Here is a 25,626-nt window from a genome sequence, read left to right as displayed (position 1 = left end):
CAATTTGCGATTTACGTCCCAATCGGGTTTGATGCGCGGATAAACTCCTGCAAGATGTCAGGATCAGGACGTGTCCTGCGGGGCATGCAGGACGGGATTTAAAGACAGCAACAGATACTGGCGCGGGGCAGCGTCAGTGAGATGAAGGACGCGATTGTTGCGGATAAAAGCTGCCATTTTCTTAATGGGTTGTGCGTTTTTGGCGATATCGATCACGCCAAGCGGCGTGGTTCCCTATGTGCAGGGTGTTCATGCACAAGGTTTGACGCTCGATCAGGCCGGGGGTGGGTCAACCTCGCCCGAGGTGACATCGCCGCAAATGCGTGAGCTTCTGCCGTTGATTATGAAGCAACTGCAAAATAACCCTGAACTGATGTCGCGATTTGGCATGGGGAGACTAGGCGGGTTGTCCGGTCTGTCGGGTCTTGATGGTGCGGGCGCGGGTGATGGTGCAGGAATGACCGGCATTCCGGGCACCGGGGCCAATGTTCCCGGCCTGAATGAGGCGATTGCCAAGGCACTGGCCGAAAAAAATGGCGGGACCGGCGTGGTGGCGCAAGGAATCCCAGAACAGGTCAAGCTGTACCGCGAACAATTCCACCCGGTTGATATTGATCAGGATGGTCGCATTGGCGCGGAAGAAGCCGCATCCTATGCCAGCTGGATGTTTCGGCGGCGCGATATCAACGGTGATAGTGTGCTGGTGGTGCGGGAATTTTCCGCCGTGGAACAACTGCCCGGATCGTCCGAGGCCAACCGGCAGCGGCTTCGGACAGAAAGCCGTCGTCTGGAATTATTGTTCGCGCAATATGATACCGATAAGGACAGTATGATCAGCAAGGATGAGTTCCTTGCCCAAGCCAAAAGTGCGTTTGATGACAAACGCGGAACCGAACCCGATGTTGATCCGTTTACATTCCAGACGGTGTTGCCGTTCTAGATCGATATTATCGGGCGGAGTCACGGAAGTTTCACGCCCCAACAGGTTGTTTCCCGGTTTTGATGGCCGGGTGTATATCAGATGCCGATACCAAAAAACTGACCAGAATTAGCCCGATAATCTGGCCCTGATCAAACGACAGGCCAGTGCTGACGGAGAGAGGCCATGGACAGCAACGAATTTTTCGCCCCCGCACGTACGACACCCGATGAGGGCGGCGGTAGCGAAAATGCGACCGTTACAGAAACGCATGGTGGCTCATCTGACGATGCTGCGACAGAAGCGGGTGTTGCGAAGGTACCCGGTGCTTTGAGTGTTTCAGGCGATGACGCAACGACGACACCATCGAGCAAACCACCGCAGTCAAAGGCACCACGGACGCCCGTCTGGGTGGACCTTCTGTCGCCGACCAACGAAGAAATTCAGGATATTGAAAAACGGTTTGGCATCGAAGTGCCGACCCGCGAAGAAATGCAGGAAATTGAGCTGTCATCGCGGCTGTACGACGAAGAGGGCGCGTTGTTCATGACGGTATCGGTGTTGAACCGGGCGGCATCGGACGCACCGCAAACAGCGGTTGTGACGTTCATTCTGGTCAAGAAAACCCTGATCACCCTGCGCTATGCCGACCCGGTGCCGTTCAAAACCTTTATCCGGCGGGTCAACCGCAGCCCTTCGCTTGCCAGTAGTGCGGATGCGGTTCTTTTCGGGTTGCTTGAACAGATTGTGGATCGATTGGCCGATGTTATGGAACAGACAGCAACCGATCTTGAGGGGCTGTCCAATCAGGTTTTTGCCAGTCCTGAAGACCGGAAATCAGATCAGGGACATCAGGACACCCTGCGTCAGATCGGGCGGGCAGGCAACCTGTCGGGTAAGGCCAAAGACAGTTTGTTGAACCTGCATCGACTTGGCTTGTTCCTGTCAACACAGGCGCGGCTTAAAAAGGATGCCAAGGCGCGGCTTAAGATCATTTCGCGCGATATCGTGTCGATTACCGAGCACGCCAATTTCATCGCCAACAAGGTGACCTTCCTGCTGGATGCGACGCTGGGCATGATCAGTCTTGAGCAAAACAACATCATCAAGATTTTCTCGGTCGCAGCGGCGGCCTTTTTGCCGCCGACCCTGATTGCGAGCATCTACGGCATGAATTTCGAGGTCATGCCCGAACTTGACTGGCAATTTGGCTATCCGGTGGCGATTGGTTTGATGGTTCTGTCGGCGGTACTGCCGCTTTGGTATTTCAAGCGGAAGGGCTGGCTCTGATCAATTTTGGCAAGAAAGGTGGGGTGATTGTCCTTTGCGCCAGATGATTTGTTGCTAGATTGCGCGACCTTGTCACCTGATATCGCGGAGCTATGGATATGTCGAAGATCGCCCTGATTATGATTGATTGGCAACAGGGGTTTGATGACCTTGCCTATTGGGGAAACCGCAATAACCCGGATGCGGAAACCAATGGGGCAAAGCTTCTGAGCCATTGGCGCAACGCCGGATTGCCGGTTATTCATGTCAAACATGACTCGACCGTGCCGCAATCGCGCCTGCATCCATCCCATGCGGGCAATGCGATCAAGGGTATTGTCGCCCCGATTGCGGGCGAGCCGGTCTATGGCAAGAATGTCAATTCGGCCTTTATCGGGACAGCGCTTGAGGCGGATTTGCGTGCAGAGGGCATTTCAAAACTGGTTCTGTGCGGCATTACGACAGACCATTGTGTGAATACGACAACCCGCATGGCGGGCAATCTTGGCTTTGACGCAACGATTGCCGCAGATGCCTGTGCGACCTTTGACCGCCAATTGCCAGATGGGCGTGTGTTTGGCGCAGATGTGGTGCATGACGTGGCGCTGGCCAGCCTTAATGGTGAATTTGCCGCGGTCAAAACAGTCGCACAGATCATTGCCAGGTGATCGGCAATTGACTTGCGTTTGCAGCTGACGCAATTTGCCCCCTGATTTCCGCAAAAGGTGCCCCCATGACCAAAATTGATACCCAAGAAAAGCTGCGTGCCATCTATGGCGCCCCCCTTGAAGTTGCCGTTTCAAAATGCCTTTCCGCACTTGATCCACACTGCAAGCATTTCATCGATCTGGCACCTTTTGCCGTGATTTCATCGGCAGATTCGAACGGGGATGCGGATGTCAGCCCGCGCGGTGATGGTCCGGGCTTTATCAAGGTTCTTGATGACAATACCATCCTGATGCCCGACCGTCCGGGCAATAACCGGGTTGATACGCTGGCCAATATTGTCGAAAACCCGAAGGTCGGGATGCTGTTTTTTGTGCCGGGCATCAATGAGACATTGCGGGTAAATGGCGTTGCTGAAATCCGTACCGATCCGGAATTGCTCGCACTGTTTGCCGATACGCCAAAGCCGCCGGTCACGGTGATCAAGGTGACGGTCGAGGAAGCGTTCCTGCATTGTGCGAAATCGCTGATGCGGTCCAAATTGTGGGATGCCAATGCCCAGATCGACCGCAAGACGTTGCCGACCCTTGGCAAAATGATCAAGGATCAGACCGCGGCGAATTTCGAGGTCGGGACACAGGAAGAAGCCGATAAGTATTTCGCCGCATCGATTGCCGAGCGCGGATAAGCTGAGCGGTTTGGCGTTACTTATGAATTTTAGTGCAAGGCGATGACGGGATGTCATCGCCTTTGTTGTATTGGTGGATAAAAAAATAAGACCAGATGGCCTGTAAGCCGGGTTCTGTCCATGCGGCAAGCCGCACTGTATGGCCATTCATCTGGGACGTCCGTCGCCGAACGCCTCCTGCAACCAACCCGAATGGTGGTGCGAAAACCCACCTGCCGACAATGCCGAAGCATCCGGCCGACCATTCCTATTAGGTTTTGCTCCCGGTGGGGTTTACCATGCGTCCCGCATTGCTGAAGGACCGGTGCGCTCTTACCGCACCCTTTCACCCTTGCCGAATGGCTTGCGCGATTCGGTGGTTTCCTTTCTGTGGCACTTTCCCTAGGGTCGCCCCCGCCAGACGTTATCTGGCACCGTGTTTCCGTGGAGCCCGGACTTTCCTCCCCCGCTGCGAACAGCAAGGGCGGCCATCCAGCCATCTGGTTGCGGTGATGTAGGTTAGATGGGGTCGTTCGTCAAGAAAAAGCAGTGATCTCAATCGACTGTCTGTCGGGCGCAAAAATGCGGGCAAAAAAGCATTGGAGCCATGCAAAGACAGATTTGCGTTGCTATCCTAAAGAGTGTAAAAGCCGTCTTCAAATTCATCCACTCGTATAGTTATAGGCTGGCACATTCACCCATGCATCGGGCACTCTGGTTCATAGGCGCGGTCGCGCTGTTGTTTACGTCTGTCTGCGCACAGGCAAAGGAAATCCGCATTTGTTACGACAAATGGGTTCCCTATGCCTATGAGGGGCGCGGTGGTGCCGAGGGCCTGTCGGTTGATATTGTGCGCACGTTCATGGAGCGGGCCGGGCATGAGGTGACATTTGTGTCGATGCCGACAGCACGGTGCCAGTTTTCCCAGCGGTACGGGGCGGTTGATGGCATTTTGCTTGATGATGTTGCGCACGCCAAAAGTGCCAACTTGAAGATATCATCAGACTCGCTGGCCAGCCGGGTAACGGTTGCGGTTGTGCGATCAAGTTTTCTTGCGAGCGAATATCGCGGGCCGGAAAGTTTTGACGGTGCAAGCTGGCTTAAGGTCATTGGGGACCAGTATCCCAAGGCCATCGCAGACAACCCGGATATGCATGCGGTGGAAGTTGGTGAAAATGCCAAAGGGTATGAGATGCTGCGCCGCCATCACGTCGATGTTGTCTTCGCCGACCTGGCGTCGATGCGCTATGACATTGGTGCCCAGCGCGACGCCATGCAGTTCAAGGTTTTGCACCCGGCTCTTGAGATTGCCGAATTTTATCTGAGCCTTGGCGCAGAGACAGCCGACATCCTTGGCGACTTTAACCTTGCGATGGCGCATGGTGTTGAAAGCGGCGAGCTGGATAATATTTACTACCGCTACCTTGGTTTTAGCCGGAATGGCTATGCGCGCTATATCGAGCATTCTGACGGGGTGGGCGCGGCAGAAAACAACAGCATTGAACAATAGTGTTTTTGGATGCTGGGTCGTCGATAGGTACTCGGTTTGAGGTCGGCCCTTATATCGACGCGGCTTTGACCAGTGCCTTGGCGATGGCGACACATTCGTCATCAACATTCCCGGAAATATCAGATGGACGCCAGTGGCGCTGAAAGGCGATGCGGCGTTTTTGCCCGTCACCATCGCCATAGCCGATCTGATCGAGCAGGAGGTCAAGGCTGTCGGGGGATGTGATGGCCTTGGGCGACATTGTAGCCGACATTTGGGGCCATAATCCGATGCCGTGTTCGGCCAGTTTGTCCCATGGGAACAGCTCGCCGGGGTCTTCTTTGCGGTCCGGGGCCATGTCGGAATGGGCGATGATGCGGCTGGCCGGGATGGTGTGGCGGCCCAGAATATCGCGACACAGCGCAATCACCGATGCGATTTGACGGTCGGGAAAGGCGCGATAGCCAAATTCATGGCCGGGATTGACGATTTCAATGCCGATGGAACGCGAATTTACATCCACGCATTTTTGCCATTCACCGCGCCCGGCATGCCATGCGCGTTTGTCTTCATCAACGAGGCGAAAAATCCGCCCGTCTTCTTCGATCAGATAATGACATGACACCGATGACGCCGGATCGCACAGGCGATCAAGGGCGATTTGACCAGATTGCATGCCGGTGTAATGCAGGACCAGAATGTCAATCTGGCTGTCGTCCGGACGGTCGCCAAAGTTGGGCGATGGATGGTCGATGATGTGTGTCATTGCGTTGCCTGCCATCGTCGGATCACCCGTTTCTGATCAATCCATGCCCTGGGTTTTGCGCTGTACCGGTTTGCGCAGCATGATAACGCCCACCCCGCACAGCACAACCGCCCCGCCAATGATTTTCAGCACGGAAAAAGCTTCGCCAAAGACGATGAACGATCCAAAAACACTGATCACCGGGGCCAGAAGCGACCATGGCACGACAACATTGACGTCCTGAGTTTTTAACAAGTGATACCAGAAGCCATAGGCAACGATGGAGGACATCACCACGGTAAAGCTGAGGTTGGCCCATGCGACCCAGCTTGCGTTCATGACCGCCTGAAACGCGTGCGGTTCAAAAATCAGGGACAGGAAGAACAATTGCGGCGCGGCCATGAGTGCCATCCAGCCATTAAGCTGAAAGGTATCAATATCGCCCAGTTTTTTGATCATGACATTGGCAACCGCCCACATGAAGGCGGCAAACACCACCAGCAATAATGGCAGTTGCAGATCGGTCATGGTCGGGTCCCAGAACATGATAATGACCCCGACAAAGGCCAGTGCCATGCCCGAAAGCCGTTTCCAGCCCAGCCGGTCATTAAAGAAATAGGTCGCCAGCATCGATGAAAACGGCACGCCCAAAAGAACGATAATCGCCACCGGTCCGGCATCGATCATCGACAGGGCATAAAACAAAACCCCGAAATGGAAGGTGCCAAAAACCGCCGAAATGATCGCCAGTTTCCCCATGCGGCCACGCGGCATGCGCGCAAACGGGATCAACAGGGCCGCAACAGCGCCAAAGCGAATGGCGGTCAGCATGAAAGGCGGGATTTCACCGACCGCACCCTTGACGGTCAGCATGTTGACGCCCCAGATGATGGCGACGGACAAGGCCATGAGGGTGGCTTTTAACGGCATGACGCGGGCTTTCAACAAGGGTTGGCCCGATCCTTGTTCGGGTGCCGACCGGGTGACACGTGACCGCCGCCAAAGTTGGCGGCGGGATTTATCCCTTGATCCACTGTTTTGCATCACAGGACAAATGAGTTGTTTTCAACTGCAGGCTCAAGTGTGGCGTATGTGTCGTTGCGGGTAAAGTCCGCAACGTTTCGCCCACGCCAAAAGATCAATAGGGTAAGGACCTAGCCGAGTTCTTCACGCATCATTTCAAGTTCCAGCCAGCGGCCTTCGCACTCTTCGAGTTCGGCGCGCGCGGCATCAAGGCGATCGGCCTTCTTCTGGAAGGCTTCGGGGTCCTTGGTGAACAGGCTGCCATCTGACAGGGCGGCTTCAATCTCGGCCATCTCGGCCTCAATCTTTGCCATCTTGTCGGGCAGGTTGTCATATTCGCGCTGATCTTTATAGCTCAGCTTGGCCGCAGCTTTGGGCTTTGCCGGGGCAGTCGCCGATGTGAAGGCCTTCTTGCCGGTTTTTGCCGCAGGGCGGTCTTCGGTGGGGGCTTGTCCGGCATTTGAAAGTTTGCGCTGGTTGATGTAATCGGAATAGCCGCCAGCATATTCAACCGCCAGACCATCGCCTTCCATGACGATGGAGGATGTCACGACGCGATCAAGGAAGTCACGGTCGTGGCTGACCAGCAGAAGCGTGCCTTCGTAGTCATCAAGCATTTCCTGCAGAAGATCGAGCGTATCCATATCAAGATCGTTGGTCGGCTCATCCATGATCAGAAGGTTGGTCGGTTTGGCCAGTTGCTTGGCCAGAAGCAAACGGTTGCGTTCGCCACCCGAAAGGGCGCCGACCGGGCTTCGGGCCTGCTTTTCATCAAACAGGAAATCGCGCAGGTAGCTGACGACATGGCGGGGATTGCCGCGCACCATGACCTGATCACCGCCGACATCGCAGAGCGTATCCCAAAGGGTCATGCTGTCATCAAGGGCGACGCGTTTTTGATCAAAATAGGATGCATTAAGATTGGTGCCGATCTTGATCGTGCCGCTGTCGGGTTCAAGCTGCCCGGTCAGCATTTTAAGCAAGGTGGTTTTACCCGCCCCATTCGGGCCAATGATCCCGACCTTGTCGCCGCGCAGAATGCGGGTGGAGAAACCGGTCAGAATTTCGCGGTCGCCAAATGACTTGGCGATATCAGTGGCCTCGATCACGACCTTGCCCGATGTGCCACCGGTGTCAGCGGCAAGCGACACATTGCCGATGCGATCAACCTGTGCGGAGCGCTGTTCGCGCATATCATACAGACGGCGCAGACGGCCCTGATTGCGTTTGCGCCGCGCCGAGATGCCCTGCACCGACCAGACGGTTTCCTTGGCGATCAGCTTATCAAGCTTGGCGCGTTCCTCGGATTCCTTGCGATAGATTTCCTCGGACCATTCTTCGAACTTGGCAAAGTTAAGCTTGCCCTGATGCATCACACCGCGATCAAGCCACAACACCCCGTTTGACACCGCATTGAGGAAGGCGCGGTCATGCGAAATCACCACAACCGCACCACGGAAGTTTTTAATCTCGCCTTCGAGCCATTCAATCGTTGGCAGATCAAGGTGGTTGGTCGGCTCATCAAGCAGCAAGACTTGTGGGTCGGCAATCAGTGCGCGCGCAATTGCCGCCCGGCGGCCTTCGCCGCCGGAAAGCTGCTTGGGATCGGCCATCGGATCGATGCTGACAGATGCGAGGAGCATGTCGGAGCGATAGGAATATTCTTCTTCATGGGCATCAAGGGCGGACAGAACAAATTCTTCGACCGTGTCATAGCCGTCAAATTTCGGTTCCTGATTAAGGTAGGCCACCTTGCAGCCCGGCTGGACAAAGCGTTCGCCGCCGTCAGCTTCGATTTCACCGGCGATGATTTTAAGCAGGGTGGATTTGCCCCCGCCATTTCGCCCGACAAGGCACAGCCGATCCCGTTCGCCAATGGCAAATGAAACATCGGAAAACAGATCATTCCCGCCAAAGGTCAGGTGAATGTCATTAATATTAATCAGCGGTGGCGCCATGGGAAAACCGATAAGCTTGGGGTCAAAAATAAGTCCATTGGCCCCCTGCAAACAGCATATAGGGTGCCGTTGCAAGGGAAATCATGCGGGATGGGCGATAGAGGGTGCTTTTATGATCAGCGAATGCCGCGTTCTTTGCGAATTTGATCCCAGGCGGCATTGATCCGGGCCATTTTTTCATTGGCCTGTTCGATGAACTCAGGCGGCATGCCCTTGGCCATCAGGGTGTCGGGATGATTTTCACGCGACAGTTTGCGATGGGCTGATTTCAGCTCATCGTCACTGGCGTCGCGGCCCAAGCCCAACTGTTGATACGGATCGGGTCCGTTCGAGGATGTATGGGCCTGATGTACGCGGTCAAAATCGATATCGGCAAAGCCGAAGATGTGGGCGACCTTTTTAAGGTAGGCCTGCTCGGCGGGGTGCAATTGCCCATCGGCCATGGCGATCTGATAGAGGGCTTCGAGGATGCCTTCAAGCAGGGCACGTTCGCCGCGGAACATGGTGGCGATTTGCTGCGCATAGGGTTCAAACCCATCCGGCGAGGCCTTTGCCATGTCAAAGATACGCCCGACATTTTTGGCCTCGCCCGGCGGGATGCTGAACACGCGTTTAAAGGCATCGATTTCATCGCGGCTGACATGGCCGTCAACCTTGGCCATTTTGGCAGCAAGGATAATGACACCCGTGGCAAAGGCGATCTGGCGCGGATCCTGCCCGCCCGGAATGCTTTGATAGCCACCGTAATGGGGGCCTGATCCACCAAGTCTTGGGTCGGACGCGCTGTTTTTAATCTTGTTCGACAACATGTCCTGCGGTTGCGCCAAGGATCGCGCCAAGCGGTCCGCCCAAGGCAAAACCAGCAGTTCCGCCAATAATTTTTCCCCAGATGCTCATGGGTGATTTCTGTCCTGTTGTTTGCGATGCCTGATGTGAAAGGCGGGTCAGGACAGCAGGCGTTGCCATCCGAATGCGTTCCCCCAACATAGTTTGGAGCGGGCAGAAAGAAATGGTCAAATCGCATTTTCTAATGCGTTCAGCTCAAAAGTATCTGATACGCTATACTTTGGTAGTAATTGATCTACCGTCAGTAGAGTGTTTCTAATAGGTTCTAATAACAAAATTGTAATAAGTAACTAGGGTCAGGACCTATTAATTTGATTGGAATGGCAGTCGTTATATTTGTCAAACCCAAGGAAAATCCCGCAGAACGGGTCGGCATTCCGAACAAGGGGTTTGACGCAGGAGTTGACAAATATAACGACTGTCCTTCGGATCAATCGGACTTGCACGGACTACTTTGTCGCAAAAACTTGAAAGATATATATCTTCCTGCACTTTTGCTTCGCGTATTCGCACAAATCTGATTGACCATTTCAACCAAATTAATAGGTCCTGACCCTAGAACACAGAAAGTCGGGGTGGGAAATGTCTTTATTGTCACGCATGAAGCTGGTGTATCAGATCTCGCTTCTGAGCATCGTCGCGTTGGTCATCTTTGCGATTGTAGGTCTTACGCAATTCATCGCCGATCAGCAGCGCCAGTCCGCACAGCTTATCGCCAAGGCGGCGACAGCCGATCTGTCGATTGTCGATAACACCTCGCGTGCATTTCTGAATGCCCGGCGCCACGAAAAGGACTTTGTCCTGCGCCGCGACGAGCAATATATCACCGCACATGAGCAGTCATCGGGGAATGTGCGCGCCGGGCTTGAAACACTGGCCGCGCGCGAAGAACTTGACGAGCTTCTGGGCGAGGTGGACCAAGCCCGGGCAGCTTTTGAGCAATATGTCGCAGAATTTGCCAATGTTGTCGCCCTGCAGCGTCAGATCGGTCTGGACGGCAGTAGCGGCTTGCTGGGCGAAATGCGCAGTGCCGCATCCGAGGTTGAAGGTGCCTTGGCCGATGTTGCAAAGTTTGAAGCGATGCTGGGCTTAAGCGACAGTAAGGATTTGTCGATTGAGCTGTTGCAAATGCGCGGCAACGAAAAAGACTTTCTGGCAAATATGGACCCTGTACATATCGAGAATGTCGAGGGCCTCGAAAAGAAATTTGACGCATCCCTTAAAAAGGCCGGCAGCATTCAGGACGATAAGAAAGCCCAGCTTGCAAAGCTGATGGCGTCTTATGTTTCCAATTTCAAAACCCTTGCCGATGCGACGCTGGCGCGTGAGGAATTGCTTGGTCGGCTCAGCACCTATTACGCGGCTGTCGAACCCATTCTTGCAACGCTCAGTACGGAAATCGGATCGGTCGCAGCAGACATGCAGGCGCGTTCCGAAAACATCGCGCGAACCGGCGTGATGGTGACCTTTGGCATCTTTATCGCCGGGACGGTGGTGTTGATTGTCATGTCGTTCATCTTGGCGCGCGCGATTGTCAGTGCGATTGCCGGACTGACATCAAAAATGACCCGTTTGGCCAACAGCGATTTCGACCTGCAACTCGGCGAAGCCGACCGTAAGGATGAAATCGGCGAGATGGGCCGTGCGGTTGTTGTGTTTCGTGAGAACGGGCTGGAGCGGCAAAAACTTGAAGCCCGGCAAAAGGAAATTGACGAGCAGCAACGCCAGCGCATTGCAACGCAGGAACAGCATATTCGCGAGTTTGACAATGATGTGGTCGCGATGATGAGTGAAGTGGGCACAGCGGTCGAGCAGCTTCATTCCGTGTCAGAAGTCCTGCGGCGCAGTGCGACAACGGCGGATGAGCAATCGACAACCGTGTCGGCAGGGACGGAAGAAGCATCGTCAAATGTGCAACTTGTCGCAACGGCGGCAACTGAACTTTCCGCATCCATTCATGAAATTGCCGGACAGGTCAGTGACACGTCGCAAATGGCCATTTCGGCCAGCGAGCGGGCGCAAACCACCAATGAAGATATTCAGGGGTTGAATACGGCGGCCGTGCGCATTGGCGAAGTCATTGGAATGATCAATGACATTGCCGGGCAAACGAACCTGCTTGCGCTTAATGCCACCATCGAAGCGGCGCGCGCAGGCGAGGCAGGCAAGGGGTTTGCTGTCGTCGCAAGTGAAGTCAAGAACCTTGCCAATCAGACCGCAAAGGCGACCGAGGATATCACCGCGCAAATCGGCGATATTCAGCGGGCAACCGGGTCAGCAGTTGAGGCGATTGATGAAATTGTTCGTATGATTTCCGATATCAGCGAACGTGCATCGTCTGTCGCAGCCGCGGTCGAGCAACAAACCGTCGCCACCAGCGAGATATCGCAAAATGTCGAACAGGCGGCATCGGCAACGCGCGAGATTTCATCGGCCATGCAGGGCGTATCGTCCGCCGTTGCGGATACCACAGAGGCGGCACAGGATGTGCGCGGGTCTGCTGATAATCTTGGCAAGCAAAGCGATGGCTTGAGTGCGCGTATTGATCAGTTCCTTGAACGGATGCGTGCAGGTTAGGCCATGATGCTCGGTCCTGACGCCAAACATTAAATGGCAGGGAATGCTGTTGGAAAAAGAAGTCCGATTTGATGTCGGGCTTCTTTTTTTGAATGCAGGTCGCAAAGACGTTTTCTCGGTCGCAGAACCGAATGTTGCGGCGAACGACGTGCATGGATCGGCGACCAATCTGGGCACTTAAAGCGAGAGCCTGCCGGGGGGCAGATTGACGGGTTCCTGGAACGTATGCGATCACTTTAACGATGAATTGTCGGTAATAGATGGCGGCTGGGCTTTACCTTGCCGCCATTTTCACGATAAAATCACGACAATATCACGAGATATAAGTGTCAAATCACCCGCGAAACACCTGCGCGTGAGAAAAGGGGAACGTCGTATGACTGATAAACCACGCATTGTTTCATCATCGCATCTGGTGTCAGAGCGTGCTGCTGAACTTTCCGAACTTGAGTTTGCCCTGATCCTGTCGGGCAATGCGTTTGATCGCTGGATGGTGCGCTGCATGCGTGCGGCTGGCATGCCTGATCTGTCGGTTCTTGATATTCTGGTTCTGCATAATGTCAATTCACGCGAACGCGAAAAAAGCCTGTCGGAGGTTTGCTTTGTGCTCAATGTCGAAGACAGCCATCTGGTGAATTACGCCTTGAAGAAATTGCGCAAGCTTGGCCTTGTTGAAGGTAACAAGCGTGGCAAGGAAGTGCATTACGGCACGACACCCGATGGCCGTGCGATGTGCGAGAAATACCGTGAAGTGCGCGAAGCCTGCCTTGTCGAAACGTTCCAGCGTCTTGGCGTAAACAGTCAGGAAGTGGGCGATGTTGCCAAGACGCTGCGCGCGATTTCCGGTGTTTATGATCAGGCATCGCGCGCGGCAAGTGCGATGTAAATCAGGCCTGTGTGATTTGGCCCGTATGATTTAGGGGCAGGAGCCATTGAAGCCAAATTAATGGGTCCTGAGCCTAGGGCTGAGGCAACAGCGTTCGATTGTAGGTTGGTGACATCACGATCTCGTTAAAGCAGACCCGCATGGGAGCTGCGACGACGTAGGATACCATTTCGGCCAGATCGTCGGGTTTTAACATGAGAGAGAGTTCTTCATCTGTGACGGGCACCGGCCGTTGTTTCAGGATCGGTGTGGCAACTTCCCCCGGACTGATGCAGCAGCAGCGGATGTTATTGTGCATTTCTTCCTGATTTATGCTGTGGGAAAGGTCGATTACGCCACGTTTGGACGCGATATAGGCCGGGCCGGCGGCAGGGAATTCGTGCCGCGCCGACCAGGAAGAAATATTGATGATCAGTCCATCTTTTTGTGCGCGCATGACGGGCAAAGTTGCGCAAACCGTGTTCGCCACGCCATTGAGATTGACGGCCACGATACGGTGCCAGTCGCCAATATCGAGGTCGCGCCAGTGTCGTTTGGGACTGTTCATCCCGGCACAATTGATCAGGACATTGATTTTGCCCATGGACGCCTGAATGTTGTGCGCAGCATCCGCGACCTGATCGCTGTTGCTGATATCAAGCGGGTGGATTTCGGCCTTTCCGCCATCTGACTTGATCGCGGTTGCGACCTTGAGAAGTGCTTCTTCGTGCCGTGCAGACAGGGCGACCTGCGCGCCCGCCGTGGCAAGCGACTTTGCGATTGCTTCGCCGATACCGCTGCCAGCACCTGTAATCCAGACAGATTTCCCTGAAAGATTCTGCATCCGATTTTTCCTTTTTGGTGATTGGTCTGGATTTTACCATATGGCAATAAATCCAGAAATATCAGATTGATGGAAGATTTAAGCAGAATGACGCGGGCAAAATGTCCTGCGCAGTTTCCCGGTTTGTGCATGGCTGTTATGAATTGACATTGACAATTTGTCAGTAAAATGTGATTAATGTGTCGGGAGGATGCTTCGGAGTCTCGATACGCGCGATTTTGTATCGACTCCCAGTCACACAGGGAGACTTGAACAATGCTTAAAAAGGCACTTTCGACTGTCGCAATCGCGGCAATGACACTGTCCGCCGGTATGGCGGCGGCTGCTGAAAAATGGGATATGGCAACGCCGTATCCGGATGCGACTTTCCACACCCAGAACATTATTGAATTTGCCAAAGACGTGAATGACGCGTCCGGTGGTGAACTGACCATTACCGTTCATTCGGGCGGTTCGCTGTTTAAACATGCCGATATTAAACGGTCGGTTCAGCGCGGTCTGATCCCGATTGGTGAGACGCTGATTTCGCTTCTGGCCAATGAAAACCCGATCTATACCGTTGATGCGATCCCGTTCCTGGCGACGTCTTATGACGATGCCAAGAAACTTTGGGAAGTATCGCGTTCGGGCATTGAAGCCGCCCTTGAAAAAGACGGCCTGAAAGTGCTGTATGCTGTTCCGTGGCCAGCACAGGGTCTTTATACCGCGAACCCGGTTGCCAAGGTCGAAGACCTCGAAGGTGTTAAATTCCGCGCTTATAACTCCACCACGTCCCAGCTTGCTGATCTGACCGGTATGGTTGCAACGCAGGTTGAAGTGCCGGAAATCCCGACCGCCTTTGCCACCGGCATTGTCGAGGCAATGATCACATCGCCATCAACCGGTGCCAATTCCAAGGCATGGGATTTTGTGTCGAACTTCTATGACGTTCAGGCATGGCTTCCGAAAAACATGGTTGTTGTGAATGCCAAGTCGTTTGACGCCCTGCCGGAAGCCGCACAGAAAGCGGTTATGGATGCGGCAGCCAAAGCCGAAACCCGCGGCTGGGAAATGAGCATGGCCGAAGCAGATGCCAAGAAGAAAATCCTGGCAGAAAACGGCATGAACGTTGCAGCACCGAGCGACGAGCTTAAAGCTGGCCTGTCCAAAGCAGGCGAAACCATGGTTGCAGATTGGCTCGAAGAAACCGGTGATGACGGCAAAGCCATCATCGACGCGTTCAAGAACTAAGGTTCTTGTTATTTTACGGGATCGGGCAGGCATAGCGTTCTGTCCGGTCCCGACACGCCCCACATTTCAGGGGCAGGACCCTTTAATATGATTGTCATGGCAACCTCAATATTTGCGAAATACAAGGAAAAGCTCGCAGAGCGTGTTGGCATCCCGGCCAAGAGGTTTGACGCGGGAGTTCGCAAATATTGAAGTTGTCCTTCGGATTGATCGGATTTGCACGGGCTACTTTGTCGCAAGGCATTGAAAGATAAATATCTTCCTGCTGCCTTGCTCCGCGTATCCGCACAAATCTGATCAACCATTGCAAACATATTAAAGGGTCCTGACCCTCATGTTACTGTCCGTGTAGAGAGCAAACCACCATCGCGATAACCCGCGGGCGGAAAGGGGACTGCTGTGCGTAGATTATCAGAGCCTGACACATTTTATCTGCCCCATTTTGCCGGAGAGATTCCTCTGTCCGGCAAGGAAAGGGCCGCAGAGCGATGCGGCGCTACGGTCAAGGTGCTTGACGCGGCGGGGCAGAGGGATCTCTCGGTCCGAAGGGTTTGCTTTTGGCGGCGTTTAGCTTCGCTACACCGTTTGACCGATGCGCCGCATCGCTCTGCACGCTGTGCCTTGCCAAGCGGCACGCCAAAAACAAACAAAATGGAGCAGATAAAATGAGACAGGCTCTAAATTATTTATTCAAATTCAGTGCCGGGCTGGCAGCCTTTTTCCTGATTGCCATCGCACTTTTGATTTTGGCCCAGTCGATTGGCCGTGTGCTTGGCATTGCGGTGCATGATGCCAATGAAATGGCCGGTTTTGCGCTTGCGGCGGGGACGTTTTTGGCCCTTGGCCCGGCATTCCGGGCCGGGACACATATCCGGGTTCAAATCGTGCTGTCGCATCTGACCGGTGGGGTTCGCCGCGTGATGGAAACCATCACGCTGTGCGCGGCGTCCTTCCTTGGCGGATATTTCGCATGGTGGGTGAGCGTTTTGGCCGAGGAAAGCTACTCATACGGCGATACCTCGCCAGGGGTGCTGGCGTTCCCGTTGTGGATACCGCAGGCCGCCATGGCCTTTGGGTTGATTGTTTTCACCATCGCAATGATCGAAGCACTGGTTGATACCGTGTGTGGTCGCGCGCCGGCCTTCGCCCGTGGCGAAGCCGTTGAGCTGAACGAATAGGGTACGGTCATGGATGTACTTCAAATTGGCCTGATCCTGATGGGGCTGTTGTTCCTGTTTCTGGGGGCCGGGCTTTGGGTGGCGTTGTCGCTGTTTGCGATTGGTGTGTTTGCGCTGGACTTCTTTACCAGTGCGCAAACCGGCCCGATCATCGCGACAACCGCGTGGTCCAGTCTTGCGACTTGGTCGCTGGCTCCATTGCCACTGTTTATCTGGATGGGTGAAATCCTGTTTCGGTCGCGCTTGTCCGAGGACATGTTTACCGGCCTTGCCCCGTGGCTCAATAAACTGCCCGGTCGTTTGTTGCATGTGAATGTGCTGGGCTGTGGCATCTTTGCCGCTGTATCGGGTTCATCGGCGGCGACGGCGGCGACCATTGGCCGCATGTCGATCCCGGAATTGCGCAAACAGGGGTATCCCGACAAACTGATCCTTGGCACGCTTGCCGGGTCGGGGACGCTGGGGCTTTTGATCCCGCCATCGATCATTCTGATTGTCTATGGCGTGTCGGCGGAACTGTCGATTGCGCGTCTGTTCATTGCCGGTGTTTTGCCCGGTGCGATGCTGATCATCTTGTTTATGAGCTTTGTCGGCATTTGGGCGACAGTCAATAAGGACAAGATGCCGCCTGCGGCACCGGCCATGCCGTTTGCCGATAAAATCCGCGCGTCGGGTCGGTTGATCCCGGTGATTACGCTGATTGCGGCGGTGATTGGCTCGATCTACGGGGGGATTGCGACCCCGACCGAGGCGGCGGCATTTGGTGTTGTCGGGGCCTTGATCCTTTCGGGGATCAGCGGATCCTTGACCCGCGAAAGCCTGATGGACGGGATTATGGGGGCCACGCGCACATCGTGCATGATCTGCTTTATCCTTGCCGGGGCGGCGGTTTTGACCGTGGCGATGGGCTTTACCGGTATTCCGCGTGAGCTTGCGGCATGGATCGCGCAGATGGATCTGTCGCCTTATGCGTTGCTGGCCGCACTGACCGTGTTCTTTATCGTGCTGGGGTGCTTCCTTGACGGGATTTCGGTGGTGGTTTTGACCACGTCGGTGATCCTGCCGATGGTGCAGGCCGCAGGGATCGATCTTTTGTGGTTTGGCATCTATGTGGTGCTGGTGGTTGAAATGTCGCAGATCACCCCGCCGGTTGGTTTCAACCTTTTTGTTTTGCAGGGGCTGACAGGCAAGAACCTGTTTGCCATTGCGCTGGCTGCTTTGCCGTTTTTCTTCCTGCTGTTGTTTGCCGTGGTGCTGATTACCGTTTTCCCGGAAATCGCCACCTGGTTGCCACAGCAAATGAACGGCTGACCGGTTTGAATATCTGATCTTTCGTATCGAATTTTTTGACTACAGATGCCCAAGGAGACAGCATCATGGCTTCTCACGCCCAAAACGCCCCCGCTTCGCAGACCACCGGACAGCCAAAATGGCAGTTCTGGATTGATCGCGGCGGTACCTTTACCGATATCGTTGCCCGCAAACCGGACGGGTCGCTTGTTACGCACAAACTGCTGTCGGAAAACCCGGAACGCTATGCCGATGCCGCCATTCAGGGCATTCGTGAATTGCTTGATGTTCCGGCCGGTGAAAAAATCCCGGGCGAGAAAATCGAAGCGGTTAAAATGGGCACCACTGTTGCCACCAATGCGCTTCTGGAACGCAAAGGGGATCGCACCGCGCTTGTGACGACCAAGGGGTTCCGCGATTTATTGCGTCTGGCCTATCAGAACCGCCCGCGTTTGTTTGATCGCAACATTAAACTGCCGGAAATGCTCTATGAAAGCGTGATTGAGGCCGATGGCCGCTTTGACGCGCAGGGCGAAGAACTTACCGCACTTGATCGTGACGCCCTGCGTACCGAGTTGCAGGCTGTTTACGATGATGGCATTCGCGCCTGTGCCATCGTGTTCATGCATGGGTACCGTTATACTGCGCATGAAAATGCGGCGGCCGAGATTGCGCGCGATATCGGATTTACCCAGGTATCGGTCAGCCATCAGGTCAGCCCGTTGATGAAACTGGTGTCACGCGGCGATACCACGGTTGTTGATGCGTATCTGTCGCCGATCCTGCGCCGCTATGTTGATCAGGTCGCCAGCGAGCTTGGCGGTGTGAAACTGATGTTCATGCAGTCGAATGGCGGGCTGACGGATGCCGCGAAGTTTCAGGGCAAGGACGCCATTTTGTCCGGCCCAGCGGGCGGTGTTGTCGGCATGGTCCGCACGGCCGAAATGGATGGTTTCAAGCAGGTCATCGGGTTTGACATGGGCGGCACGTCCACCGATGTTTCGCACTATGACGGCGAATATGAACGTGATTTCGAAACGCAGGTTGCCGGTGTGCGCATGCGCGCGCCGATGATGAAAATCCATACGGTTGCCGCCGGTGGCGGGTCGATCCTGCATTTTGATGGCGCGCGTTTCCGCGTGGGTCCCGACAGTGCCGGGGCAAACCCCGGTCCGGCGGCCTATCGCCGGGGTGGGCCACTTGCGGTGACCGACATCAATGTCATGCTGGGCAAGGTTCAGCCGGAATTCTTCCCCAATGTGTTTGGCCCCGAGGGCAATGAGCCGCTTGACGCTGATGCCGTGCGCGCCGGGTTTGAGGCCATGGCCGCCAAGATCAAGGACAGCACCGGACAGGTTCGCACCCCTGAAGACGTCGCCGAGGGTTTCTTGCGCATTGCGGTGGAAAACATGGCCAATGCGATCAAGCAAATTTCGGTGCAGCGCGGCTATGACGTAACGGATTACATCCTGCAGTGCTTTGGCGGGGCCGGTGGGCAGCATGCCTGTCAGGTGGCTGATACACTGGGCATGACCAAGGTGTTTGTCCATCCGTTTGCCGGTGTTTTGTCAGCCTATGGCATGGGGCTTGCCGATATTCGGGCGATGCGCGAACAGGCGGTTGAGGCCAAGCTTGAAAGTGGCGCACTGGCCGGTCTTGATCAGCAGCTTGATGTGTTGGCCGCCGACGCACGCGGTGAATTGCACGAACAGGGCATTACGGATGCCAAGATCAAGATGCTCAAACGGTTGCATCTGCGTTATGACGGCACGGATACGCCGCTTATCGTTGATTTTGGCGATGTTGATGCGATCAAGGGCCAGTTCGAAGAACAGCACAAACAGCGTTACGGCTTTGTCATGAGTGAAAAGCCGCTGGTGGTTGAGGCGGTTGCGGTTGAGGCAGTTGGCGAAACCCAGAGCCTTCCAGACGCCGAAGCCAAATCCGATACCACCGATGGAGTTGCCCCCGATGCGTTGGCGACCCGTGCGGTGGTGTTTGATGGCACATCGGAAGACACGCCGTTCTATAAACGCGAAGACATGAAACCGGGGGCGACCGTGCGTGGCCCCGCCGTGATTGTCGAGCCGGTTGGCACCACCGTGATTGATCCGGGCTGGGAAGCCAAGGTCAATGCGCGCGATCATCTGGTTTTGACCCGTGTTGTGGCGATGAAACGATCCGAGGCGATTGGCACACAGGCCGATCCGGTGATGCTGGAAGTCTTCAACAATCTGTTTATGAACATTGCCGAGCAGATGGGCGTGACCCTTGCCAACACGTCCTACTCGGTCAACATCAAGGAACGTCTTGATTTCTCCTGTGCGCTGTTTGATCAGGAAGGCCTTTTGATTGCCAATGCGCCGCATATGCCGGTCCATCTGGGATCGATGGGGGAATCTGTTCAGGCGGTCATGCGCAACAATGTCGGCAGCATGAAAGCTGGCGATGTTTATATGCTCAATGATCCGTATAACGGCGGCACGCATTTGCCCGACATTACCCTGATCACCCCGGTGTTTGGCGATGATGGCAAGGATATCCTGTTCTATGTCGCGTCACGTGGGCACCATGCCGATGTTGGCGGGATCACGCCGGGCTCGATGGCGCCAAATTCGCGCATTCTTGAAGAAGAAGGTGTCTTGATTGACAACTTCAAACTGGTTGATCAGGGCAAGTTTGATGAACCGGGTCTGACGGGCTTGCTTGAGGGTGCGAAATACCCGGCACGTAACCCCTATCAAAACATTGCCGATTTGCGCGCACAGATTGCGGCCAATGAAAAGGGCGTGCAGGAACTGCGCAAGATGGTTGATCACTTTGGCCTTGAAGTTGTGCATGCCTATATGGGCCATGTGCAGGACAACGCCGAAGAAAGCGTACGGCGCGTGATTGATCACCTTCAGGGCGGTGAATTTTCCTATGAAATGGATAATGGCGCGGTCGTAAAGGCCAAGGTCACCATCCATAAGGAAACCCGATCCGCCACGGTTGATTTCACCGGCACATCCGATCAGCTTGATAACAACTTCAATGCACCGTCGGCGGTGACCCGGGCAGCGGTCCTTTATGTCTTCCGGACATTGGTTGATGATGACATTCCGCTTAATGCCGGGTGTCTGAAACCGGTCGATCTGATCGTGCCCGAAGGATCGATGCTGAACCCGGTTTATCCGGCTGCGGTGGTTGCCGGGAACGTGGAAACGTCCCAGCATGTGACTGATACGCTCTATGCCGCCCTTGGCGTGATGTCGGGTGCGCAAGGGACCATGAACAACTTCACCTGGGGCAATGATACCCATCAGTATTATGAAACCATCTGTGGTGGTTCGGGTGCTGGTCCCGGTTTTGATGGCACCAGTGGGGTTCACACCCACATGACCAACTCGCGCCTGACAGATCCAGAAGTACTTGAATGGCGTTTCCCGGTGATGCTGGAAAGCTTTGAAATCCGGCAAAATTCCGGTGGGAATGGTGAGTTCAAGGGCGGCAACGGCACGACGCGCCGCGTGCGGTTCCTTGAAGACATGACCGCATCGATCCTGTCAAACCACCGTCGCGTCCCCAATCAGGCGGTCGCAGGCGGCGAGCCCGGCAAACTGGGGCGCAACGCGATTGAACGTGTTGATGGCACGGTTGAGGAGCTTAAAGGCACCGACGGGGCGCAAATGCATCCCGGTGATGTCTTTATCATCGAAACGCCCGGCGGTGGTGGATACGGCAAGGCTTGATCGTAGCACCCGTCACTTAAGATCAGTTGGGAATAGAGCCCACCAAAACATGGGTCGCCGGGAAACCGGCGGCCTTTTTTTGTGTCTGATGTCATGGATGTCATGGCAGTGTCATTGTTGGTGAAATTGACAACACTTCGTTTGTGTTGGTATAAATACCAACATGAAAGCAAATTTGCTTATGCGTGAGCGACATCAGCTTGCGCCAGATGCTTTTGTTGAAATGCGCATTTGGCGGGTGCCGCAATCGGTGCGTGGTTCTGCGCATATGTTCAAATATGCGCTGGCTTATGTCGTCGCCGGGGAATGTGTCCTTCGCTATGACAACGAAGCTGGCAAGGGTGACCACAGGCATATTGGCGATGTTGAAATATCCTATGACTTTTCGACACCGGCGCAATTGCTGCGTGATTTCTGGGCCGATGTCGATGGATGGAGGCGGATATGACCACCGATAACACTTCCAATACGGTAACTCTTTCGGTTGCGTCGCGCGATGATGTGACCAAGCGTGCGCTTGCTGCGTTTGACGGCACGGCGCAGGGGGCGCATATCTCGTTCGCATCGGTTGAGTTGCTGTGGCAAACCATGACGCCCAAACGATGGGACTTGCTCAAAGTCATGACCGGACAGGGGGCGATGAGCATGCGTGAAGCTGCCAGGCGGGTTGGTCGGGATGTCAAAACGGTTCATGGGGATGTTCATGCCTTGCTGAACGCTGGCGTTCTTGACCGGGAGGAAAATGGCCAGATAACGTTTCCTTTTGATGCCGTGCATGTCGATTTTACGCTGACGACGGCAGCGTAAATCTGAAAATCTGGAAATCGGGCCCGCTGCGATCACGCCATATCGCACCAATTTGACAGGATGAGAGCACCGTGAAATTTTTCATATTGAACCAGCGCTATTTCGTGATCGCCAGTGTTGCGCTTTTGACAGCCGTCTTTGTGATCTGTGCTGGCGTGGTCAACAGTTGGTTCTGGGTGCCTGCCGTTATCTTTGGCGCCCTGTTGCTGGTCGGGTTTCATGACTTGCGCCAGAACAAGCATTCTATCCTGCGCAACTATCCCATAAGCGCGCATATCCGCTTTATCCTTGAAAGTTTCCGCCCGGAAATTCGCCAGTACCTGCTTGAAAGCGATCAGGATCAAATCCCGTTCAGCCGTCAGTCGCGCGGGCTTGTTTATCAGCGTGCCAAGGGGGCCGAGGATAAACGCCCGTTTGGCACCATCGAGGATGTTTATAAATCGGGCTATGCCTGGCTGACCCATTCGGTTGCCCCGGCCACCATTCCCGACAGCGATTTTCGCGTCCGCATCGGCGGGCCCAATTGCAAGCAACCCTATCAGGCCAGTATTTATAACATCTCGGCGATGAGTTTCGGCTCCCTGTCAGGCAATGCGATTTTGGCACTGAACAAGGGTGCCAAGAAGGGCGGCTTTGCGCATGATACCGGGGAAGGCAGCGTTTCACGCTATCACCGCGAAGGCGGTGGTGATCTGATCTATCAGGTGGCATCGGGGTATTTCGGATGCCGTAATGATGATGGCAGTTTTTCCGAGGAAAAATTTGCCGAAACGGCGGCTGACCCACAGGTCAAAATGATCGAGGTGAAACTCAGCCAAGGGGCGAAGCCCGGGCACGGGGGCATGTTGCCAGCGGCCAAGATTACCAAGGAAATTTCCGACGCGCGCGGCATTCCCATGGGGATTGATTGCATTTCACCCGCCGCGCACAGCACATTTTCGACCCCTATTGGCCTGATGGAATTCATCGGCCGGTTGCGCGACCTTTCGGGTGGCAAGCCGGTCGGGTTCAAGCTGTGTATCGGGCATCGTCGTGAGTTCATGAGCATCTTAAAGGCGATGTTGGAAACCGGCATCGTGCCTGATTTCATCGTGGTTGATGGCAAGGAAGGCGGCACCGGCGCGGCCCCGGTCGAGTTTGTCAATCACGTCGGCATGCCGATGCATGAGGGGCTTACCTTTGTGCATAATGCGCTGCGCGGGGCGGGGCTTCGTGAACAGGTGAAAGTGGGGGCGGCGGGCAAGATCGTGTCGGCCTTTGACATTGCGCGTACCCTTGCCCTTGGGGCGGACTGGTGTAATGCGGCGCGCGGTTTCATGTTTGCGCTGGGCTGTATTCAGGCCCAGTCATGTCATACCAACTGCTGCCCGGTGGGGATTGCAACGCAGGATAAAATCCGCCAGCGTGCGCTTGATCCGGGCGATAAAAGCGAACGTGTGGCGCGGTTCCATAAAAACACCATGCATGCCTTGGCCGAAATTACCGGGGCGGCGGGGCTTCATGATCCGCGCAACTTCATGCCCTATCACTTCATGGTCCGGCAAAAGGACAATGAGTTTGTTGATGGCAATGAAGCCTATCCGTATCTGCCCGAAGGGTTCCTTGTTGCCGATACGGAAATCGAGGAACTCCATGACTGGCATTCGCGCTGGGACCGGGCATCGGCAGAAACCTTTGCGCCCAAGGAAATCCCGTTTGGGCCCTATAAAAGGGCCAAGGCAATCGCCGGTGAAAAAGCGGCTCAATAAGGAGGACGCCTAATGGCTGTAAAACGCATTGTGTCAAACTTCGCGGTGACGGATATCGCCAAGGCCAAGGCATTTTACGAGGACATCCTTGGTCTTGCGACCGTGATGGATCACGGCTGGATCAGGACGTTTGCCGCGGCGGGCGAAACCATGACCACACAGGTCAATTTCGCCACCGAAGGCGGGTCGGGCACAGCGGTGCCCGATATGTCGATTGAGGTCGATGACCTTAAAGAAACACTGGATCGGATGACGGCTGCCGGTATCGAAATCGAATATGGCCCGACCGATGAGCCGTGGGGTGTCCGGCGGTTTTATGTCCGCGACCCGTTTGGCAAGCTGGTTAATGTTTTGGCGCATCAGGTGCCAGCTTGAAAGCTTTCCTTTAGTTTGATTGATGGGAAATCGACGATATTAAGAGACGAGTTCACATGTTTTCCAAATGTGCTGCATAGTTCCATTGCTTTTTCACTATCCTCTCTAGCATTTGAGATGATGTTTCTTACAAGAGTGTCCATAGCAATCATCAGAGGTGTCAACTGGCGGACTTGTTCTTGACTAAGAGCCGATATCATAAAGCTCCCATCAAACCCGTTGACCGAAACTCTTTTGGAAAACTCTTCTCTCATATCGCAATACTTCTGGAAAGATTGGTCTAGCGCGATGTATCGATGAGAAATCTCCCATAGTTCATTCGAGAAATCTGCGTTGCTGTCTTCAATGAAAATTGATAACTCGGCAGGTTCGAATATTAGGTCTTCTTCGATAAACCCTGTTAATGGTGTAATATAGAGCCATAGCGAGACATGTTCAGTGCCGGGTGGTACTATATCCATGCAGGTATCTAAATGTTTTTTAAGTGATGCTAAGCCATTTGTGATTGAAAAAAGGCGCATCATTGCGCCGAATGCGACAGATTTTTTATGTTCGAGACGAGCTTCAGCATCTCTCTTCAATGTTTCTTTTGATGCCATTCTAGAAAGAAAATAAGCTGGAACTGCTGCGCATGCAGCGCCTAGTATTGCACCGATTGCTGACGGCACTAAATCCCACCATATGGGAGCATTATTAGTATGAAAGATAAGGTCTTCTGTCATTCTGATGATACTCCAATTTACATACATACTCTTGTAGTTGCTAATTTCATTGAATGCCATGCATGCCGAGTAAACAAGAGCTAACTAATGAATGATTGGCTCTTGTGATTCGCGTAGAGATATTGCCGCTTAGATTGTTTTAAGGTGTTTACTGGGGATGGGGTACGGAGCGCAGCGCAGCGAAGTGAATGACTTATGCCGCGCGCTGCATTTCCACGGTTGGAATGTCGCGGTCGGGGACCGGGCCGGTCACGAGGAAGCCGAACTTGCGATAGAACGCCTTGGCGCGTTCGTTATGCGCGACCACGGTCAGGCGCACATTGCTGCGCGCGCCTTGTTCGGCCAGCGCATCAAGGGCGGCGATCATCAATGCCTTGCCCGCGCCGCTGCCGTGGGACGCCGGATCAACCATGATCCAGTCGATTTCCGGGGTTTCGTGAATGGCGATCACGTAGCCAAGCAGATGCTCGTCCGCGGTGGCGACATAGACAGAGTGGTTTTCGCTGCCAAGCGCGTATTGGAAAACATCGGTCGATTTGGCGACATAGGCGGCAACCGTTTTGGCCGCAGCATCCCCCATGCCTTCGATGAAATAGGTTGAATCTGTTGCGCGCTTTGTCAGGTCGCGGATGAGAGAAAGATCGTCGGCAGTGCCTTTGCGGATCTGCATTTTTTAT

General features: G+C 54.5%; 23 protein-coding genes and 1 other RNA gene. 15 read left to right on the top strand and 9 right to left on the bottom strand.

Annotated features, from left to right (window positions below):
• The first annotated feature begins 199 nt into the window (after nt 1–199).
• The 4 genes from AC0VXT_RS15445 (at nt 200) to AC0VXT_RS15430 (ending at nt 3,542) form a co-directional block, all read left to right on the top strand.
• Nucleotides 200–940: an EF-hand domain-containing protein gene (locus AC0VXT_RS15445; protein ID WP_475546126.1), complete on the top strand. Its 741-nt coding sequence runs from the start codon at nt 200–202 to the stop codon at nt 938–940.
• Nucleotides 941–1,105: 165 nt separating this feature from the next.
• Nucleotides 1,106–2,209, top strand: coding sequence for a magnesium/cobalt transporter CorA (corA, locus tag AC0VXT_RS15440; RefSeq protein ID WP_475546125.1), 1,104 nt, complete (start codon nt 1,106–1,108; stop codon nt 2,207–2,209).
• Nucleotides 2,210–2,307: 98 nt separating this feature from the next.
• Nucleotides 2,308–2,856, top strand: coding sequence for a cysteine hydrolase family protein (locus AC0VXT_RS15435; protein ID WP_475546124.1), 549 nt, complete (start codon nt 2,308–2,310; stop codon nt 2,854–2,856).
• Between the two features lie 65 nt (nt 2,857–2,921).
• Nucleotides 2,922–3,542 carry a pyridoxamine 5'-phosphate oxidase family protein gene (locus AC0VXT_RS15430; RefSeq protein WP_475546123.1) on the top strand — a complete coding sequence of 207 codons (621 nt, stop codon included), beginning with the start codon at nt 2,922–2,924 and terminating at the stop codon, nt 3,540–3,542.
• An 87-nt stretch (nt 3,543–3,629) separates the two neighbouring features.
• Here the strand turns inward: AC0VXT_RS15430 and rnpB are convergent.
• An RNA gene (gene rnpB / locus AC0VXT_RS15425) (RNase P RNA component class A) lies at nt 3,630–4,025 on the bottom strand.
• 196 nt (nt 4,026–4,221) lie between these two features.
• Between rnpB and AC0VXT_RS15420 the strand changes: the two genes are divergently transcribed.
• A complete protein-coding gene (locus AC0VXT_RS15420) occupies nt 4,222–5,031 on the top strand; it encodes a substrate-binding periplasmic protein (protein ID WP_475546122.1) in 810 nt (269 codons plus the stop codon).
• 49 nt (nt 5,032–5,080) lie between these two features.
• Here the strand turns inward: AC0VXT_RS15420 and AC0VXT_RS15415 are convergent, their stop codons facing one another.
• The 5 genes from AC0VXT_RS15415 to AC0VXT_RS15395 all read right to left on the bottom strand — a co-directional run bounded on the left by AC0VXT_RS15415 (nt 5,081) and on the right by AC0VXT_RS15395 (nt 9,702).
• Nucleotides 5,081–5,791 (bottom strand): N-acetylmuramoyl-L-alanine amidase, encoded by a 711-nt coding sequence (locus tag AC0VXT_RS15415; protein WP_475546121.1) that lies wholly within the window; start codon nt 5,789–5,791, stop codon nt 5,081–5,083.
• Between the two features lie 21 nt (nt 5,792–5,812).
• Entirely contained in the window at nt 5,813–6,703 is an 891-nt protein-coding gene (locus tag AC0VXT_RS15410) for a DMT family transporter (RefSeq protein WP_277278032.1), read from the bottom strand.
• 206 nt (nt 6,704–6,909) lie between these two features.
• Entirely contained in the window at nt 6,910–8,736 is a 1,827-nt protein-coding gene (locus tag AC0VXT_RS15405) for an ATP-binding cassette domain-containing protein (RefSeq protein ID WP_276652507.1), read from the bottom strand.
• Nucleotides 8,737–8,852: 116 nt separating this feature from the next.
• Nucleotides 8,853–9,563 carry a TerB family tellurite resistance protein gene (locus AC0VXT_RS15400; RefSeq protein WP_475546120.1) on the bottom strand — a complete coding sequence of 237 codons (711 nt, stop codon included), beginning with the start codon at nt 9,561–9,563 and terminating at the stop codon, nt 8,853–8,855.
• Nucleotides 9,526–9,702, bottom strand: coding sequence for a hypothetical protein (locus tag AC0VXT_RS15395; protein ID WP_475546119.1), 177 nt, complete (start codon nt 9,700–9,702; stop codon nt 9,526–9,528). The genes AC0VXT_RS15400 and AC0VXT_RS15395 overlap by 38 nt, the downstream gene beginning before the upstream one ends.
• 462 nt (nt 9,703–10,164) lie before the next feature.
• On the opposite strand from AC0VXT_RS15395, the gene AC0VXT_RS15390 reads away from it, so the two are divergent.
• Nucleotides 10,165–12,159, top strand: coding sequence for a methyl-accepting chemotaxis protein (locus tag AC0VXT_RS15390; protein ID WP_475546118.1), 1,995 nt, complete (start codon nt 10,165–10,167; stop codon nt 12,157–12,159).
• Nucleotides 12,160–12,535: 376 nt separating this feature from the next.
• Nucleotides 12,536–13,045, top strand: coding sequence for a winged helix DNA-binding protein (locus AC0VXT_RS15385; RefSeq protein ID WP_101299631.1), 510 nt, complete (start codon nt 12,536–12,538; stop codon nt 13,043–13,045).
• Nucleotides 13,046–13,118: 73 nt separating this feature from the next.
• Here AC0VXT_RS15385 and AC0VXT_RS15380 read toward each other — a convergent pair whose 3' ends face one another.
• Nucleotides 13,119–13,868, bottom strand: a complete 750-nt coding sequence (locus AC0VXT_RS15380) for an SDR family oxidoreductase (protein WP_475546117.1) — start codon at nt 13,866–13,868, stop codon at nt 13,119–13,121.
• A 255-nt stretch (nt 13,869–14,123) separates the two neighbouring features.
• On the opposite strand from AC0VXT_RS15380, the gene AC0VXT_RS15375 reads away from it, so the two are divergent.
• The 8 genes from AC0VXT_RS15375 to AC0VXT_RS15340 all read left to right on the top strand — a co-directional run bounded on the left by AC0VXT_RS15375 (nt 14,124) and on the right by AC0VXT_RS15340 (nt 24,227).
• A complete protein-coding gene (locus tag AC0VXT_RS15375) occupies nt 14,124–15,098 on the top strand; it encodes a TRAP transporter substrate-binding protein (RefSeq protein ID WP_022732932.1) in 975 nt (324 codons plus the stop codon).
• 665 nt (nt 15,099–15,763) lie between these two features.
• Nucleotides 15,764–16,276 (top strand): TRAP transporter small permease, encoded by a 513-nt coding sequence (locus tag AC0VXT_RS15370; protein WP_475546116.1) that lies wholly within the window; start codon nt 15,764–15,766, stop codon nt 16,274–16,276.
• Between the two features lie 9 nt (nt 16,277–16,285).
• Entirely contained in the window at nt 16,286–17,587 is a 1,302-nt protein-coding gene (locus AC0VXT_RS15365) for a TRAP transporter large permease (RefSeq protein ID WP_475546115.1), read from the top strand.
• A gap of 65 nt (nt 17,588–17,652) precedes the next feature.
• Entirely contained in the window at nt 17,653–21,297 is a 3,645-nt protein-coding gene (locus AC0VXT_RS15360) for a hydantoinase B/oxoprolinase family protein (RefSeq protein ID WP_475546114.1), read from the top strand.
• A 181-nt stretch (nt 21,298–21,478) separates the two neighbouring features.
• The gene (locus AC0VXT_RS15355; protein ID WP_475546113.1) at nt 21,479–21,745 is read left to right on the top strand and encodes a toxin-antitoxin system TumE family protein; all 267 of its coding nucleotides are present in this window, start codon (nt 21,479–21,481) and stop codon (nt 21,743–21,745) included.
• Nucleotides 21,742–22,104, top strand: a complete 363-nt coding sequence (locus AC0VXT_RS15350) for an HVO_A0114 family putative DNA-binding protein (protein WP_022732938.1) — start codon at nt 21,742–21,744, stop codon at nt 22,102–22,104. Before AC0VXT_RS15355 ends, AC0VXT_RS15350 begins: the two co-directional genes overlap by 4 nt.
• A gap of 71 nt (nt 22,105–22,175) precedes the next feature.
• A complete protein-coding gene (locus tag AC0VXT_RS15345; RefSeq protein ID WP_475546112.1) occupies nt 22,176–23,852 on the top strand; it encodes an FMN-binding glutamate synthase family protein in 1,677 nt (558 codons plus the stop codon).
• Between the two features lie 12 nt (nt 23,853–23,864).
• Complete coding sequence (locus AC0VXT_RS15340; protein WP_475546111.1) at nt 23,865–24,227, top strand: VOC family protein; 363 nt, start codon at nt 23,865–23,867, stop codon at nt 24,225–24,227.
• Here the strand turns inward: AC0VXT_RS15340 and AC0VXT_RS15335 are convergent.
• The gene (locus tag AC0VXT_RS15335; protein WP_475546110.1) at nt 24,212–24,949 is read right to left on the bottom strand and encodes a hypothetical protein; all 738 of its coding nucleotides are present in this window, start codon (nt 24,947–24,949) and stop codon (nt 24,212–24,214) included. The two genes, AC0VXT_RS15340 and AC0VXT_RS15335, sit on opposite strands and share 16 nt — an antisense overlap.
• Nucleotides 24,950–25,142: 193 nt before the next feature.
• Nucleotides 25,143–25,619 (bottom strand): N-acetyltransferase family protein, encoded by a 477-nt coding sequence (locus AC0VXT_RS15330; protein WP_475546109.1) that lies wholly within the window; start codon nt 25,617–25,619, stop codon nt 25,143–25,145.
• Nucleotides 25,620–25,626: the final 7 nt, after the last annotated feature.

Source organism: Thalassospira sp. Z349TD_5, assembly GCF_056173045.1.
This window is presented reverse-complemented; position numbering and strand designations above follow the sequence as displayed.

What these genes read in the sequence shown, in the direction of transcription:
- AC0VXT_RS15340 (WP_475546111.1), top strand. Translation starts at nt 23,865, where the DNA reads ATGGCTGTAAAACGCATTGTGTCAAACTTCGCGGTGACGGATATCGCC.
- AC0VXT_RS15390 (WP_475546118.1), top strand. Translation starts at nt 10,165, where the DNA reads ATGTCTTTATTGTCACGCATGAAGCTGGTGTATCAGATCTCGCTTCTG.
- AC0VXT_RS15420 (WP_475546122.1), top strand. Translation starts at nt 4,222, where the DNA reads ATGCATCGGGCACTCTGGTTCATAGGCGCGGTCGCGCTGTTGTTTACG.
- AC0VXT_RS15330 (WP_475546109.1), bottom strand. Translation starts at nt 25,619, where the DNA reads ATGCAGATCCGCAAAGGCACTGCCGACGATCTTTCTCTCATCCGCGAC.
- AC0VXT_RS15415 (WP_475546121.1), bottom strand. Translation starts at nt 5,791, where the DNA reads ATGGCAGGCAACGCAATGACACACATCATCGACCATCCATCGCCCAAC.
- AC0VXT_RS15335 (WP_475546110.1), bottom strand. Translation starts at nt 24,949, where the DNA reads ATGACAGAAGACCTTATCTTTCATACTAATAATGCTCCCATATGGTGG.
- AC0VXT_RS15360 (WP_475546114.1), top strand. Translation starts at nt 17,653, where the DNA reads ATGGCTTCTCACGCCCAAAACGCCCCCGCTTCGCAGACCACCGGACAG.
- AC0VXT_RS15355 (WP_475546113.1), top strand. Translation starts at nt 21,479, where the DNA reads ATGCGTGAGCGACATCAGCTTGCGCCAGATGCTTTTGTTGAAATGCGC.
- AC0VXT_RS15375 (WP_022732932.1), top strand. Translation starts at nt 14,124, where the DNA reads ATGCTTAAAAAGGCACTTTCGACTGTCGCAATCGCGGCAATGACACTG.
- corA (WP_475546125.1), top strand. Translation starts at nt 1,106, where the DNA reads ATGGACAGCAACGAATTTTTCGCCCCCGCACGTACGACACCCGATGAG.
- AC0VXT_RS15365 (WP_475546115.1), top strand. Translation starts at nt 16,286, where the DNA reads ATGGATGTACTTCAAATTGGCCTGATCCTGATGGGGCTGTTGTTCCTG.
- AC0VXT_RS15395 (WP_475546119.1), bottom strand. Translation starts at nt 9,702, where the DNA reads ATGGCAACGCCTGCTGTCCTGACCCGCCTTTCACATCAGGCATCGCAA.
- AC0VXT_RS15435 (WP_475546124.1), top strand. Translation starts at nt 2,308, where the DNA reads ATGTCGAAGATCGCCCTGATTATGATTGATTGGCAACAGGGGTTTGAT.
- AC0VXT_RS15430 (WP_475546123.1), top strand. Translation starts at nt 2,922, where the DNA reads ATGACCAAAATTGATACCCAAGAAAAGCTGCGTGCCATCTATGGCGCC.
- AC0VXT_RS15380 (WP_475546117.1), bottom strand. Translation starts at nt 13,868, where the DNA reads ATGCAGAATCTTTCAGGGAAATCTGTCTGGATTACAGGTGCTGGCAGC.
- AC0VXT_RS15370 (WP_475546116.1), top strand. Translation starts at nt 15,764, where the DNA reads ATGAGACAGGCTCTAAATTATTTATTCAAATTCAGTGCCGGGCTGGCA.
- AC0VXT_RS15385 (WP_101299631.1), top strand. Translation starts at nt 12,536, where the DNA reads ATGACTGATAAACCACGCATTGTTTCATCATCGCATCTGGTGTCAGAG.
- AC0VXT_RS15350 (WP_022732938.1), top strand. Translation starts at nt 21,742, where the DNA reads ATGACCACCGATAACACTTCCAATACGGTAACTCTTTCGGTTGCGTCG.
- AC0VXT_RS15405 (WP_276652507.1), bottom strand. Translation starts at nt 8,736, where the DNA reads ATGGCGCCACCGCTGATTAATATTAATGACATTCACCTGACCTTTGGC.